Genomic DNA, 13672 nt, shown 5'->3' with positions numbered 1-13672 from the left:
TCTCAGAAGTGACCGATAAAGAAGATGATGAGATTTGAAACAGGAAAGGGAGTTTCGAAGATGAACAAGTTACGGAAAAATTTAAAAATGCGGTTATTTGTCTGGGTACTCGGAATTTCAATTGTGACCGGCGGAATTTCAGCTCAATTGACGTTGTTCCTCCACCGGGGATTAAACGTTGCCGACGGAACATCGATTTGGATTGGGGCCGGGATCGGCTTGATTTTATCGATTATCGGTTCGTCCTTGATCCAGTTGATTCTCCGTCAACCAATCAAAGCGATTGAAAAGGCAACGGAGACAGCACGGGAAGTCGCAAACGGCAACTTCAACGTTGATTTTGAAGAAGCAAAACGCGGCGACGAAGTCGATCAATTGATGCATGAACTTGAAGTCATGGTCTTACATATCCGTAAACAAGCAACACAGATGGGCAATTCGAGTGATAAATTGACGGCGTCAGCGCAGGAAATCGCAGCTGCGGTTCAGGAAGGCAATGCATCCGGTGAAAGCATCCAGTCGGCGATGGCTGAGCTGTCGACAAAGATGAACGAAAACGTCGATCAAGCTTACCTGTCGATGGACGCGCTCGGTGCCGTTAAACGAACGATGGATGAAGTCGCAAAAGAGATGAACGAAGCCTTAAAATCGGCGACGGTCATGCAGACGGAAGCGGAGAACGGGAAGACACTGGCAACCGATTCGGTCGAAGCAATGCATATGATTTCAAGCAAGATGGAACAATCGGCGACACTCAACGGTCGCTTGACCGATATGACAGGTGAAATCTCACGGATTACCGATGTCATCAGTGATATCTCAGCCCAGACGAATTTACTCAGTCTGAACGCGTCGATTGAAGCAGCACGTGCCGGGGATGCCGGACGTGGTTTCGCGGTTGTTGCGGCCGAAGTCAAGAAACTCGCGGAACAAACAGCGACATCAGCAAAAGAAATCACCGATTTAATTTCCGGTGTCAAACGTCTTGTTAACGATACGGCTAATGCAATGACGGATGTTCAAAAAGAAGTTGCGACCGGTGTCGGACTTGTTGAACAAGCGGGTTCATCGTTTGAAGAGATTCATCAGTCGACGGAAAGCGTTTATTCGCGTGTTCAGTCGGTCGACCAACTCGTCATTAAGTCGGATAAGGAAATCGATCAGGTTGGTTTAACGACAGCGAATATCCTCGCGATGGTGGAAGAAGCATCGAAACATGCCGAGCAGGTCTTAAAGGCATCTAGCCATCAGGCAGCTTCACTCGGTGAAGTCAACGGCGCGATGGAAGAACTTGTTGCCGTCGCCGAACAATTACAGGAAGAGACAGGCGCAACGCGTCTGTAAATCAGAAATCGCAGACGACATCAGCGTCTGCGATTTTTGTTTGAAGTTTTTTATTTTTTTTGAGAGAAACTGTTAAACATTTCAGCGCGACGACGATATATAGAGTGGAAGCAGTCATCGACTACAACCACCGTGCTACTCTTGGGCCGGCCAGGGGGCACATCTCGGAGAAGACGGATCTTCAAAGAGACAAAAAATTCATTCCTATGGAGGGAAACTCAAAATGATTATCAATCACAACATTACAGCATTGAACACACACAACAAACTTTCGAGCGCAACTGCTGCTCAAGGTAAATCAATGGAGAAACTGGCTTCAGGTCTTCGTATCAACAAAGCAGGCGACGATGCAGCTGGTCTTGCGATTTCTGAAAAAATGCGTTCGCAGGTTCGTGGACTTGACCAAGCGTCACGTAACGCACAAGATGGTATCTCAATGATTCAAACAGCTGAAGGTGCATTGAACGAAACGCACGATATCCTTCAACGTATGCGCGAACTCTCGGTTCAAGCGTCCAACGATACAAACAATGCGGACGATCGCACTGAAATTCAGAAAGAAATGAATCAATTGACTTCTGAAGTTAGCCGTATCGGTAATAACACTGAGTTCAACACACAAAAATTGTTGAATGGTAACAAAGAAGGTTCTCTTACTAATCTTGCTGCTACTGCGGGAACTGTTACGGGGGCTGTTTCACCTGGAGCAGCAGTCGCAGGAGATGCTGGAAACTTAGTATTTAAAGTTGATGGTGGAGCGAGTAAAACAGCTACAATCGCTACTTCAGATACTTTGGCTGCGGTAGTCGGAAAAATTAATACAGCTGCTGGTTCTACTATTGCATCAATAGATTCTGGAAAATTAAAGTTGACATCTGGAACTACGGGGACTTCTTCTTCAATTAGTATTGATGCTTCCTCAACGGCTGCAAGTTTAAGCTATTTAGGACTCACGGCAACTACAGCAACTGGTGCTGCCGCTTCTGTTAAAGAAGGAGCTGCTTCATTACAAATTGGTGCGAATCAATCTCAACAATTCACAGTAACAATCAACGATATGCGTGCGAGTGCACTTGGTATTGCTGGAACTGCTGCTGGAGCTGCTTCTGGTAAAGACGGTGGTGTCAGTGGAGCAAGCTTCGTAGGTGCATCAGCAGCTAACACTTTAAGTGATGTATCGACAGCAGGCGAAACAGCGCTTGATATTTCAGATGCTACTAAAGCTTCTGCTGCTACCAAAGTATTAGACCAAGCAATCAAAAATGTATCTTCTGAGCGTTCGCGCTTAGGTGCATACCAAAACCGCTTAGAGCATACAACAAACAACTTGAAAACATCGTCTGAAAACCTCACAGCTGCGGAATCACGTATCCGTGACGTTGATATGGCGAAAGAGATGATGAACCAAACGAAGAACTCGATTCTTGGACAAGCTGCACAAGCAATGTTGGCTCAATCGAATCAAACACCCCAAGGCGTGCTTCAACTCCTTCGGTAATTTGATTCCACCGGGCGTCTGATCGGGTAACTGATCAGAGCATGACTGGGTGAATTGCTGGAACTCCTGAGAGCCTTGATGTACGACAACGTGGCTGGAAACGGCGAGCGTGATCGTTTTGAAAAACATCAAGGATTGGACAATCAGCAGCCAAGCACCTGTAGGGAAACCTTGGTGAAGGTTCAACGACTAGGATAGACGACCTAATGGACATGTCCGATGGTTATGAAATCCGTACTCCGTAAGCGGCGGGGGAAGTGCCCAGCTCCTAGTGTATCTAGGATGAAGATATAGTCTTATCATTAGCGAAAGCTAATGCGCGTAGCAAGCGAACCAACAGCCGCAAGGCGTTCTCCAATTACTCCGTTAATCGTAATTGGTCGTATAGCTTACTTAAAGGTCATGGACTTGTTCCATGGCCTTTTTTAGTTGTTCAAATTTATAGGTGACGGACCAGTATGTCCGATTGAGTTTTTCAGCGATTGCCTGCGTCGTCCATCCGCTTGTCTTGAGTTCCGAAATGGTAGTGCACTCTTCTAGTGTATATGGTCGAGAAGGGCATGATGATAGTACACGATACTGTGGATGATCATGCTGAAGTTGATTGAGACGATGCTCCCAGTCTAACTTGTAAGCAAACTTCGGTAAGTCCACTGTATATGATGCAACTTGCTTCAAAAAGGCGAGTGTATCTGCGACACGAGTTGTTTTTAAGAAATAACCACAACCATTTGGTGTTCGTGACAAACGAAAGTTGAGATGGAATGTCTGATTCAACCAATTACAGAAAGGAGTCAATTCTTCTTTTGAGAACGACTGTAAATAGAGGGCGATGGAAGGTGTGACATATAATTGATTAGATTTGTTTGTTCGCTTAGAAATCATAAGTGAGCCGTCATCTAAATAGAGTGTCAGCAAAAATAACGGATGTGCACAACGTGAGAGCAGTTCAAAGGGAATCATCTTTTTATGATTTGGATAAAAGTAGGGATACAGCTCGGTCATTAATGGGAGCGATTTAGAGACGAGATTATTTTGCCTAATGTATAAAATCTCGGTCAGTTGACGTTGTTTCCATTCCCGATAAAATCGTTGAGGCTCGCCAAAATGCTCTCGATAACTATTATTTTTTCGCCGAGATTTCGGATAACATTTTGTGATTTCACCATCTGCTAAAATACTTGCTAACAGAACAGCTTGTTGAGCCTTTGATAATGTATCAATCAGCATAATAAAACTCCTCTCCGAAAGAACATATGTTCTTTATTCCCGATTTTAAGAACTTTAAAATAAAACTAATAAAAAGAATGATCTAAACCGATATACTACATAGAGAAGAAAAAGGAGTGTTTGTCCATGAATTCCATCAATACGGAAATCCGGCTTCACCTGCCTGAAAATGTCTTACCATACGAAGCGACACGAAATGTCTTCGTCGAAGCAAATCAAGAAGATTTAGCACAGGACGGTATTGTCATCTTGCCGACGCCGCAGCATATCACAAAACTTGAAACGGCAATCGAAAAAGCGAACGTCCAGCTTGAAGCGCAACGAACGGGCTTAAAGTTCGTCAAACATGAAAAACTCAATGAATTTTATATTCAAGTCGTCGATACAAATAATAACGTTGTTCAAGAAATTCCGAGTAAAAAAGAACTCGATTTTTTCGCGGCTTTCATGGAATTTAATCAATTAATCGATAAACGGATTTAACGGAAAGGACTGATTGGATGGCGGGGATACGTCTCAGTGGTTTGGCAAGTGGGATTGATACAGAAACGATGATTAAACAATTAATGCAGGCGGAACGGGCACCGGTCGATCGTCTGTCACAAAAGAAACAGACGTTGACATGGCAACGTGATGCTTACCGCGAAATGAACCGGGGGTTACTGGATTTACGAACAGCAGCAAGTGATATGCTGTTATCTAAAAACTACACGGCGAAGACAGCAACCAGTTCGGACCCATCAAAAGTTGTTGCCACCGCAAGTCCGGGTGCAACGGCAGGCAGTGTCACGATCGACAGCGTGACAAAGCTTGCATCAGCCTCTTCGCTTGTCATTTCTCGTAATGCATCACTTCCGGGAACCATTTCCAGTCAAACAAAACTGGATACTAGTGGACTCGTTGGAAAAGACGGTGCCGGTAATATGGAGTTGGAACTCACAACGTATCAAGCTGATGGAACGGCGGGAACACCAGTGACGATGAAGTTTGATGGAACAGCGACAGTGGGTGATTTAGTTTCAAAGATCAACAATGATAAGTCACTGGGTCTTAGTGCGATTTTCAACGATATCACTGGGAAATTAGTTTTAACACGTCAAAGTACCGGTAAACTCGCAGCAGACAATGAAATCGTATGGACGGATAAAAATCAAATCATGGATACATCACTAGCACCTGGTAAAACAACAGTCGCAGGGGAAAATGCGGTTTATAGCATTGGTGGAACAGAGTTGGAACAAAAAACGAACACCTTCACCCAAAACGGTCTGACGATAACGTTAAACGGGACGACAGATTCAGCTACAACAATCAACACGAAACTCGACACACAAGCAAACTTTGATTCGATTAAGAAGTTTGTCGATAAGTATAATGATCTAATCGACAAAATGAACAAAAAAGTCCGGGAAGAAAAATACCGTGACTACCAGCCGTTGACGGATGCACAACGCAAAGAACTGAGTGAAGATGAAGTCAAGAAGTGGGAAGAAAAGGCGATGAGTGGTGTCCTGAAAAATGATAGTTTCCTGCGTGAAGGAATGGACGCGTTTCGTAGTACTATTTCTTCGAAAATTGATACAGGTTATTCCTATACGGTCGACTCAAAATCAGTAGAATTGAACTACATGTCACAAATCGGCATCACATCGACCAGTGACTTCCGTGACGGCGGGAAACTCAAAATCGACGAAACGAAACTGAAAAAGATGCTGGAAGAACATCCGGATGGTGTCTATAAGCTGTTCACGGCGGACGCGCCGGAACCGGTTAAAAATTCTGATGGTTCCGTTACGCCAAATCCAGGTGGACTCGATGGATTTGTCCGTCAAATTCAAGGGTTTGCGACGACGATGCGCGATAAAATCTCAAAGGTGGCCGGGCTCGATGGTGCCGTTGCGACGACCTATCGTCTCGGTAAATCGTTAGCCGATCTCGATAAGAGTATGGTGACGTGGGAAGATAAGCTAAAAACAAAAGAGAATGCCTACTACCGTCGCTTTGCCGCGATGGAACAGGCGATGAACCAGGCGAACAGCCAGTCGGCGACCCTCGCTTCATACTTAGGACAATAAGGAGGACTTCAGATGGCAAACCCGTATGCAACATACCAAACGAACTCTGTTACGACAGCACTACCGCAAGATTTGACGTTAATGCTGTATGAAGGACTGATTAAGTTCTCAATGCTTTCAAAACGGGCAATCGAACAAGGTTTAATCGAACAAAAAAATACAAACATCCAAAAAGCACAGGCGATTATCTTGGAGTTGCAATTGACGCTCAACCAGTCGATTGCCTTATCAAAAGACTTAAATAATCTCTACGACTACATGCAGGGTCGTTTGATTGATGCCAACGTTAAGAATGACGTCGTGGCGATCGACGAAGTGATCGGTTTTGCAGAAGAATTCCGGGAGACGTGGAAAGAAGCGATGAAGCTCGCGCGTCAACGATGAGTCCGCTTGATCCGCTCCGTCTGAAGACGAAACATCTGATGGAACTGCTGGAACAAACACCGGAAGAGGACGTCTACGACGAGTGGCTAGTGAAGATTCAGAACCTGCTCAATGAACGGGAAGCGTTCATTGCGGCCCATTCGAACTTACTGGCCGGTGCCAATCAAGCCATTATTCAGGAGCTTGTCGCCGACAGTCAAAAAATCGACTTGAAATTATCGTCAGAAACCGCTAAATTAGGGGTACAAATCAATCAATTGCGTCAGACGAAAACGAGTCGGAAATCGTATATCGATCCGTATGAAGAAGTCGAAGGCAGCTTTTCACCGTATTTTGATTCTCGTCAGTAACTTTCTAGCCTTAGGGAGGGATCGCGCGTGACAAAACGTGAAGACAAGAAACGAAAAGTCGTCAAACCATTTTATCGCTCTGACGGCTCGTACGATCAGTTTATCGAACCGGATGTCGAGTCGGAATCCTGGGAAGAAGCGGAACGGCCGATTTCTGATTTACCGGATGCGTATGAAGAAGAAAAATATCGGCGCGAGTCGTTGTAACGAAAAAAGGATCTTCCACCTGCGGAAGATCCTTTTTTCATTTGAACCGATAGGCATTTTTTTCATGCTGTTTGACACTGTACATCGCTTCGTCAGCCCGGATCAACAGCAGACTTGTCGTCGCGCCGTCTTCCGGATAGCGGGCAATCCCGATTGACGGTGTAACCGACATCGCCGTCCCCTGGAACCAGAACGGTTGGTTGAGCTGATCAATCAAGTCTTCCGTGTAGCGAATCGTTTCTGCTTTCGAACGGGGTAAGAAGACGATGAACTCGTCACCGCCGAGCCGGGCCGCGACTTCTTGTTCCTCGAGATGGAGCCGGAGCCGGTTCGCCGTCTCTTGCAGGACATAGTCACCGGCATCATGACCGTACGAATCATTGACCTGCTTGAAACCGTCGAGATCAACGAACAGCAACGAACCGGCGTCAATCTGTGCCAGTCGTTCCTGCAGAAAATCTTCAAAATACCGGCGGTTCGGTAACCGTGTCAAAACGTCATGATAGCCGAGCTCCTCCAGCCACTGTTGCTGCTCGAGTTTTTCCGTAATGTCAGATAACAGGACATAGACATAATCCTGGTCCGGCACCGGAATCAGCGTCGTTTCATAGGTCAAATCATGGTCCTGTAAGAGCAGTTTCAGACTGCTCTCCAGTTGAGTGATTTTCTGCTGTACCTGATCCAATAAACGTTCCGGGATCTGTTCGCCGAAACTGACGTATGCCGCCGGATTCATCGCTTGCACAGCGCCGGTCCGCGTGACTTGGAGAATCGGTTGCGGATGGTCTAAAAACAGCCGGCGGTACTCTTCTTTCCGGATTTCGAGCAGGGCGGTTTTTGCTTTGACCCGATCGGCGAGATCGAGTTGGACGACTTCGTGTTCCTGTAACAGTTGTCGGTTCAACCGTTCCGATAAGACTTGCCGCATCAAGAACAGTGAAAATAAAATCGTCACCGCTAAGAGGTAAACGATCCGGGGGACATCAAAAAACGTAATCCAGATCAACAGCGAAACAAGGCTGAGGTAAGGCAGGTACGGTCGTGACAATTGCCGCTGTCCTGATGTTACAGGCGGTGTATCATGGAAATACAGCAACAGCCCCCAAAGACTGACCGGATAAAGCGGTAAAAAGAACGCTGCGAGATCGAGTTGATTGCGGACTAAAAAGATATAATACCCAAGGTTCGTCACGCAAAACAGGGTGACCGCCTGGATCAAAAGATGCTGTGTTTTCCCGCGCAGTCCGGTCGTATAGAGCATTAAAAAGGCCAGTAACAGGAGTGAAAAACAACAGCAATACACCGTCATCGCGACCAGTTCAAGCGGCGTCCGGGCGAAGTCGGGGAGCCGCCGTAAAATCAGAACATAACTGAAGACGAACACCATGCCAAACAGGATAAAACCGTCGAGATACAGCAAGCGGTTTTGCTGGAACGACGACCAGTCAATCAGCCGGAACAGAACAAGCGCCGTCATGAATAAAAAGAGCGTCAACGTGACGTTTGCCAGTGCATCCGACCAGACAGGATGAAACCGGTCCGGTAATAAAGCCAATACGAAGTTGATGACAAGACCAAGCCAAAACAGCAACACGGCCTGACCGATCAAACGATATGTGTGCTCGGACGGCTTAAGAAAGTGGAGATAAGCCAAGCGGGCACAATAGCTTAAACCGATTAACGTACTGATGCCGGCAATCATCGGTGTGAGGACCGGATCAAACGTGGTGAATAAAATCAAATAGATGAGACCGAGATACAGGATGAGGGCGGGGCGTCGGGTCATGGGTTCGCCTCCTTTCTGAATAAAGTAGTTATAGTTCTGTTTCGGCATGAAGTCAGAAAACCCTGTTTCATCTCGCACATCGAAGACGAACAGGGTTAGAGGCCGTGCTGTTCCCGGTACAGTTCCCAGTGGTGCCGGGCATCTTTTTTAATCCGGTCCGAGGCTGTTTTGCTTTGGAAAATGATGCTGTACCAGGTCCGCGCTTCTGACGTCCGTTCCAGGACGGCGTGCAGATCGGCGAGCCGGAGCAACAGAACATCTTCCGGAATTCCGGTGTCGACCGGATCGGTATACGATTCATAAAGTGCTTCATACTTCACAACAGCCCGCTCCATCCAGAGCAGTTCCTGTTCGTGATTGCCGATCAAACGGTACAGCCAGGCAATCCGGACGCCGAGCATCGCTTGAACGGCGTCTTTTTGACGGGTGATTTGTGCCGTGTAGAGACAGAGTTTATAAAGTTGAAGCGCTTGTTCCGCCGTCCGTTCGGTTGCAGCGAACGGCAGGATCGGTAACGTCGGCAGGATGTTGACGGCGAGTGTCTCTCGGACATCGAGCGGTAACTTGCCGAACGTATCGTGAAATAAAAACCGGCAGTGGTTGCACTGAACCGGTTCATAAAAGTAGACGTTTGGTCCTTGGTAATGAATCATACCGTCCCTATCCGTCTTGTCGACGCGGATGTGACGGCTCAGGACACGTTTCGTCTCCGTTTCTTTGAGACAGTAGGGGCAACGGCATTTTTTAAGATAAAGATCGGGCATGATGCTTGCTCCTCGAGATAAATTTAGACAAATACGTTGACGAGCATTCCTTTGATTTCACCGATCTGATCAAGAATTTCCAGTCGGCGGGATTCGCCGGAAATGACTGTGTCGGTTAACTGCAGTAATTTCGTATCGACCTGTTCAACGACTTTGTAGATTTTTGTGCGGCCGCGGCGGTTAAAACCGCGTTTTTCTTCGAGCTGTTGCGACTGGTCGAGAGCATCTTTTAAGAAGTCTTTGATTTTTTCTTTATAGGCTTCGAGATGCTCAATTGTTTGGCTTTCCGCGAGCAACTGACCGTGCTCTTCGACGAGCATCAGTTTTTGTTGCAGGCGTTCGTACCCTTTATGTTCGCGTTTGCCCTGCATTAACGCCGAAAACGTAGTCGAGGCTTCGACCTCACGTGGTCCGGTCTTCGGTGTCTGCAGGCGGCTTGTTTCTTGGATGCGCCGGATGTCCATCAGTGATTCCTCCTTCGATTAGTTAAGTAGTTGTAAGACGCCTTGCGGCAAGGCATTGGCCTGGGCGATCATCGCCATACCGGATTGATTGAGGATGTTGTATTTGGCGTACTCCATCATTTCCCGTGCCATATCCGTATCGCGGATCCGTGACTCGGACGCCGTCAGGTTTTCCTTGCTGACGCTGAGGACGGACGACATCGCTTCGAACCGGTTTTGAACGGCTCCGAGCTGTGCCCGTTGCTGGGAAATCGTATCGATCGCTTTCGTATAATGGCTGATCGCCTCTTCGGCATCATCGCTCGTCATGACGCTGAGGGCGTATTCCGGCTGACCGTCGTCACTCGGGAAATCGAGGGCGCGGACGCTTTCGTTCGGTTGTGTCGTTGAGGCGATACCGATGTTGCGCGCCCGCATATCATCGATTGTCAAAGAGATACCTTCACTTGCACCGGCATTCGTTTGGATGAAGACGGCATTGTCTTTATCATAAGCGCCCGTCAGTAATTTTTTGCCGTTGAACTGCGTCGTCTCAGCGATGCGTGAAACTTCGTTCGTCAACTGGTTGATTTCTTCCTGAATTGCCGTCCGGTCCTCTGTCGCGAGTGTATCGTTCCCGGCCTGGACAGCCAGTTCCCGCATCCGTTGCAACAGGTTGTGTGTTTCGCCGAGACCGCCTTCGACCGTCTGGACCATTGAAATCCCGTCGAGGACGTTTTGTTCCGCTTTATCAAGTGCTTTGAGACGGTTGCGCATCTTTTCCGAGATGGCGAGACCGGCCGCGTCGTCAGCGCCACGGTTGATTTTTTGACCGCTCGACAGTTTATCCATCGTCGTCTTGACGTTCACCTGATTGGCGCTTAGGTTTCGGTAGGCTTTTAAAGCCTGTACGTTGTTTGAAATCCGCATTAATAGTCCATCCCTTCGTAACGCTCATGGTGTGCCGCCCGAACGAGGGGACGGTCTTTCTTCAGACTGGCTGCCTGCCAGGTAACGAGCAGTTCTTCCGTCAGTTGCAACAGTTCTTCGAGGCGTGTCGGCTCAATGTAAGCCTGTAACGTCTGTTCCGCTAAGTAATAATACAGTTGATCGAGCTGGGCCGTGATGATGCCGCCTTCGTCGTTCAGACCGGCCTGCAGTTTCTCGAGCAGTTGGTACGCTTTTTGCAGACGGACGTTGACGCGATCGAATCGGCGCTCGTCACGACTGATCATCGCCTGGTCATATTGAAAGACAAGGCCTTTTAACATCGTCTCCGTCAATTGTTGTGGAGTCATTTGGTACAGTTCTTGTTCGGTCATGTGTTCCGTCCTTTCGCGTGATCGAGTTCTTCGATCAACAGTAGCAATTCTGCCATCACATCATACAGTTGCGGGGGAATCGCCGTTCCGAGATCCAGGTCAAGCAGGTGACCGAGCAACGACGTATCCTGTTCAATTGCGACGCCGCTGGCTCGGGCTTCCTGTAAAATCCGGTCCGCTGCGGCACCCGTTGCCCGGGCAACGACGATCGGGGCATTCCCCGACGCTTCATCATACCGGAGGACGGCCGCTGATTTTCGATGTTTTAAATCAATTTTCTGGTACATAGGGCCTCCTTAAATCCGGTAGTCGTAACCGGTCGGTGTTTCGTCCGGTTTGACGGTTTCCGGTGTCGTTTGATCTTTCGTAAAGGCATCAAACCGGATCCGGACGTCCTGATAACCGGTCGCCTGCAGGGCTTCCGTCGTCCGTTCGAGGAACGGTGTCGCCAGGCGCTCGAGGAGCGGGAAATCATTTTCAATCGTAATCTGCATCTTCCGGTTGACGGTCTCGACGCGGACGCCGATGTCGCCGAGGCGTGGTGTCTCGAGCTGGACATACAACGTGTTGTTTTCCCAGTCGATCACTTCATCCGGTCGTTTATTTTGTAAGTGGACGTGCAGTCCGGCCGTCCCTTCGACAAGCTGAACGGGCAGCGCGAGCAACAGTTGCTGTAACTGCTGATTGTTGTCCGGTTTATTGACCTGCTGCTGCGTGTTCAGGAAGGTCTGCAGTTTAGCGGCTTCCGGATTCGCGGCCGGTGTCGCAAGTTTCAACTCCGCCGTCTGTAACTGAAGCGTTTTTTGAACCGTCTCCTGTAAGACACGTGGACTGTTTTGACCCGGTTCGTACGGAATCGGTCGTTGCGCTGGAGCTGGTTGGTTTGATGAAACAGACTGGTTCGCTTGTGGAACCAGTGGTTGTTGCGGGTTGGCAACAGCTGGCCGTAAGCCTGGACTCAGTTCCGGTAAGTAGGCGGTCCGGACGTTTGCCGGTGCATAGCGGAATGCTTCCAGCGCCAGCCGGACTTCCTGGACGACGGCTTTCGCTTCCGTCCCGCGTCCGAGCAGGGCCAGTTCCGTTCCACGTTCGAGTTTCGACAACAGTTGGATCAGTTGTTTTTCGTCACGCATGCTCGTATGTAACATGGCATCGGTCTGCTGAAACGTTTGCCGTAGCCGGTTCGCCGTACTTTCAATCACTTGTGCCATCTGGAGCGGCCGTTCCTCGACGAGTGGTTCGATTTGCCGCAGTTGCGAGACGATCGTCCGCTGTTGGCTGCGGAAATCATTTGTCACTTCGGCCAGCCGTGGTGTCACTTCAGCAATGACCGTCAAATTTGACCGGACGGGAGCGACGGATAGAGCCGGAATGGTTTTTTCCGTCGGCACTGCTTGTGCCTGAGCAATCACAGCCGTCAATTGTTCGAGTTTACTTGGTGCCGGACGTTCCGCAAGTACCGGTCGTTCACTCGGGAAATAAGACCGGAGTTGTTCCCGCACCGCCGGCAGGTCACCGCGGTCGATCCGGGCGAGGATGTCCGGTCGGACGTCTGCCGGAACATGCATTGCGATTTGCCGGAGGGCGACCGGTGTCGCCTGATCGATGTCATGGTGTGTCGGAAGTGTCGCGCGGGCGACGTCGAGTGCGATGACATTGCTGAGCGTCGGTTTCTCGATCACCGCTTGCCGTTCCGGTAAGACTTCCACCAGCGAATCGGTTGAGCCGAGCAACTGGGCGATCAGGACGTCGGCGTCAGCCGGCAGCGCACTGTCGGACGGACGTGTGACGAGCTGGAGGACCAGGTCCTTGTAAGTCCCTTGCAGGGCAGCGACGAGTCGGGCGACCGTTTCCGGTGTCTGCGGCAGTTGACCGGTCGCAAGCAGCCGGGCGACGGCCTGTTTTAATTCCGGTGGGAGATTGTCGAGTAAGGTGGCATCGACACCAGACGAATCCGGTTTAGCCGGTCCGGTCACCGGGACATCAGGCTCGGTCTGTTCCGTTACCTGCTCGATCAGATAACCTTCTGTCGTTTGGCCTTTGACCTGGAATTGAAACGTGCCTTCCGGAACATCGCCGGTGAAGGTCATCTCGATCTTCTCGCGGCCGACCTGAACGAGGGCCGTATTCGGACCCGTCTTTTCAAGGACGGTCCCGCTGTATGTTTTAGTCTCCGATAAGGTGGTGGTGGGGGCGGAACGGGTCGGACTCGTTGGATTCATCTGGATATTCATCGATGAACCTCCTTTCTTGAAAAATTCTTCATCTT

Annotated in this window: 15 protein-coding genes; 7 read left to right on the top strand and 8 right to left on the bottom strand. The window is 49.0% G+C overall.

Annotated features, from left to right (window positions below; translation table 11 throughout):
- Nucleotides 1-60: 60 nt before the first annotated feature.
- Together R7V76_RS02220 and R7V76_RS02215 are read left to right on the top strand one after the other, a co-directional pair.
- Nucleotides 61-1344, top strand: a complete 1284-nt coding sequence (locus tag R7V76_RS02220; RefSeq protein ID WP_318091113.1) for a methyl-accepting chemotaxis protein — start codon at nt 61-63, stop codon at nt 1342-1344.
- A 223-nt stretch (nt 1345-1567) separates the two neighbouring features.
- Nucleotides 1568-2842: a flagellin N-terminal helical domain-containing protein gene (locus R7V76_RS02215; RefSeq protein ID WP_318091112.1), complete on the top strand. Its 1275-nt coding sequence runs from the start codon at nt 1568-1570 to the stop codon at nt 2840-2842.
- Between the two features lie 393 nt (nt 2843-3235).
- On the opposite strand, the gene R7V76_RS02210 is transcribed toward R7V76_RS02215, so the two are convergent.
- Nucleotides 3236-4072, bottom strand: coding sequence for an endonuclease (locus R7V76_RS02210; RefSeq protein ID WP_318091111.1), 837 nt, complete (start codon nt 4070-4072; stop codon nt 3236-3238).
- 126 nt (nt 4073-4198) lie between these two features.
- Between R7V76_RS02210 and R7V76_RS02205 the strand changes: the two genes are divergently transcribed.
- From R7V76_RS02205 to R7V76_RS02185, 5 genes are read left to right on the top strand one after another with little or no spacing between them, the layout of a single operon-like run.
- Entirely contained in the window at nt 4199-4555 is a 357-nt protein-coding gene (locus R7V76_RS02205) for a flagellar protein FlaG (RefSeq protein ID WP_114595090.1), read from the top strand.
- 17 nt (nt 4556-4572) lie between these two features.
- The gene (gene fliD / locus R7V76_RS02200) at nt 4573-6147 is read left to right on the top strand and encodes a flagellar filament capping protein FliD (protein ID WP_318091110.1); all 1575 of its coding nucleotides are present in this window, start codon (nt 4573-4575) and stop codon (nt 6145-6147) included.
- 12 nt (nt 6148-6159) lie between these two features.
- Nucleotides 6160-6531, top strand: a complete 372-nt coding sequence (gene fliS, locus R7V76_RS02195) for a flagellar export chaperone FliS (protein WP_318091109.1) — start codon at nt 6160-6162, stop codon at nt 6529-6531.
- Nucleotides 6528-6881, top strand: coding sequence for a hypothetical protein (locus tag R7V76_RS02190; protein ID WP_318091108.1), 354 nt, complete (start codon nt 6528-6530; stop codon nt 6879-6881). The genes fliS and R7V76_RS02190 overlap by 4 nt, the downstream gene beginning before the upstream one ends.
- A 27-nt stretch (nt 6882-6908) precedes the next feature.
- The gene (locus tag R7V76_RS02185) at nt 6909-7088 is read left to right on the top strand and encodes a hypothetical protein (protein ID WP_012371303.1); all 180 of its coding nucleotides are present in this window, start codon (nt 6909-6911) and stop codon (nt 7086-7088) included.
- A 37-nt stretch (nt 7089-7125) separates the two neighbouring features.
- Here R7V76_RS02185 and R7V76_RS02180 read toward each other — a convergent pair whose 3' ends face one another.
- From R7V76_RS02180 to R7V76_RS02150, 7 genes are all read right to left on the bottom strand, one after another.
- Complete coding sequence (locus R7V76_RS02180; RefSeq protein ID WP_318091107.1) at nt 7126-8874, bottom strand: GGDEF domain-containing protein; 1749 nt, start codon at nt 8872-8874, stop codon at nt 7126-7128.
- A gap of 95 nt (nt 8875-8969) precedes the next feature.
- Nucleotides 8970-9638, bottom strand: a complete 669-nt coding sequence (locus tag R7V76_RS02175) for a DUF2225 domain-containing protein (protein WP_318091106.1) — start codon at nt 9636-9638, stop codon at nt 8970-8972.
- A gap of 23 nt (nt 9639-9661) precedes the next feature.
- A complete protein-coding gene (locus R7V76_RS02170; RefSeq protein WP_318091105.1) occupies nt 9662-10102 on the bottom strand; it encodes a YaaR family protein in 441 nt (146 codons plus the stop codon).
- Between the two features lie 18 nt (nt 10103-10120).
- Entirely contained in the window at nt 10121-11011 is an 891-nt protein-coding gene (locus R7V76_RS02165; protein WP_318091104.1) for a flagellin N-terminal helical domain-containing protein, read from the bottom strand.
- The gene (locus R7V76_RS02160) at nt 11011-11403 is read right to left on the bottom strand and encodes a flagellar protein FliS (RefSeq protein ID WP_318091103.1); all 393 of its coding nucleotides are present in this window, start codon (nt 11401-11403) and stop codon (nt 11011-11013) included. The genes R7V76_RS02165 and R7V76_RS02160 overlap by 1 nt, the downstream gene beginning before the upstream one ends.
- Complete coding sequence (locus R7V76_RS02155; RefSeq protein ID WP_214849554.1) at nt 11400-11690, bottom strand: EscU/YscU/HrcU family type III secretion system export apparatus switch protein; 291 nt, start codon at nt 11688-11690, stop codon at nt 11400-11402. The genes R7V76_RS02160 and R7V76_RS02155 overlap by 4 nt, the downstream gene beginning before the upstream one ends.
- A 9-nt stretch (nt 11691-11699) precedes the next feature.
- Nucleotides 11700-13637, bottom strand: coding sequence for a hypothetical protein (locus tag R7V76_RS02150; RefSeq protein WP_318091101.1), 1938 nt, complete (start codon nt 13635-13637; stop codon nt 11700-11702).
- Nucleotides 13638-13672 lie beyond the last annotated feature (35 nt).

This window comes from Exiguobacterium artemiae, from assembly GCF_033342815.1.
GTDB lineage: Bacteria > Bacillota > Bacilli > Exiguobacteriales > Exiguobacteriaceae > Exiguobacterium_A > Exiguobacterium_A artemiae_A.
The sequence above is the reverse complement of the archived record's forward strand: the minus strand, read 5'-3'. Positions and strand labels throughout refer to the sequence as shown.

Coding starts and splice junctions, on each gene's coding strand:
- R7V76_RS02170 (WP_318091105.1), bottom strand. CDS start 10,102: ATGGACATCCGGCGCATCCAAGAAACAAGCCGCCTGCAGACACCGAAG.
- R7V76_RS02175 (WP_318091106.1), bottom strand. CDS start 9,638: ATGCCCGATCTTTATCTTAAAAAATGCCGTTGCCCCTACTGTCTCAAA.
- R7V76_RS02190 (WP_318091108.1), top strand. CDS start 6,528: ATGAGTCCGCTTGATCCGCTCCGTCTGAAGACGAAACATCTGATGGAA.
- R7V76_RS02165 (WP_318091104.1), bottom strand. CDS start 11,011: ATGCGGATTTCAAACAACGTACAGGCTTTAAAAGCCTACCGAAACCTA.
- R7V76_RS02150 (WP_318091101.1), bottom strand. CDS start 13,637: ATGAATATCCAGATGAATCCAACGAGTCCGACCCGTTCCGCCCCCACC.
- R7V76_RS02180 (WP_318091107.1), bottom strand. CDS start 8,874: ATGACCCGACGCCCCGCCCTCATCCTGTATCTCGGTCTCATCTATTTG.
- R7V76_RS02205 (WP_114595090.1), top strand. CDS start 4,199: ATGAATTCCATCAATACGGAAATCCGGCTTCACCTGCCTGAAAATGTC.
- fliS (WP_318091109.1), top strand. CDS start 6,160: ATGGCAAACCCGTATGCAACATACCAAACGAACTCTGTTACGACAGCA.
- fliD (WP_318091110.1), top strand. CDS start 4,573: ATGGCGGGGATACGTCTCAGTGGTTTGGCAAGTGGGATTGATACAGAA.
- R7V76_RS02215 (WP_318091112.1), top strand. CDS start 1,568: ATGATTATCAATCACAACATTACAGCATTGAACACACACAACAAACTT.
- R7V76_RS02220 (WP_318091113.1), top strand. CDS start 61: ATGAACAAGTTACGGAAAAATTTAAAAATGCGGTTATTTGTCTGGGTA.
- R7V76_RS02155 (WP_214849554.1), bottom strand. CDS start 11,690: ATGTACCAGAAAATTGATTTAAAACATCGAAAATCAGCGGCCGTCCTC.
- R7V76_RS02210 (WP_318091111.1), bottom strand. CDS start 4,072: ATGCTGATTGATACATTATCAAAGGCTCAACAAGCTGTTCTGTTAGCA.
- R7V76_RS02160 (WP_318091103.1), bottom strand. CDS start 11,403: ATGACCGAACAAGAACTGTACCAAATGACTCCACAACAATTGACGGAG.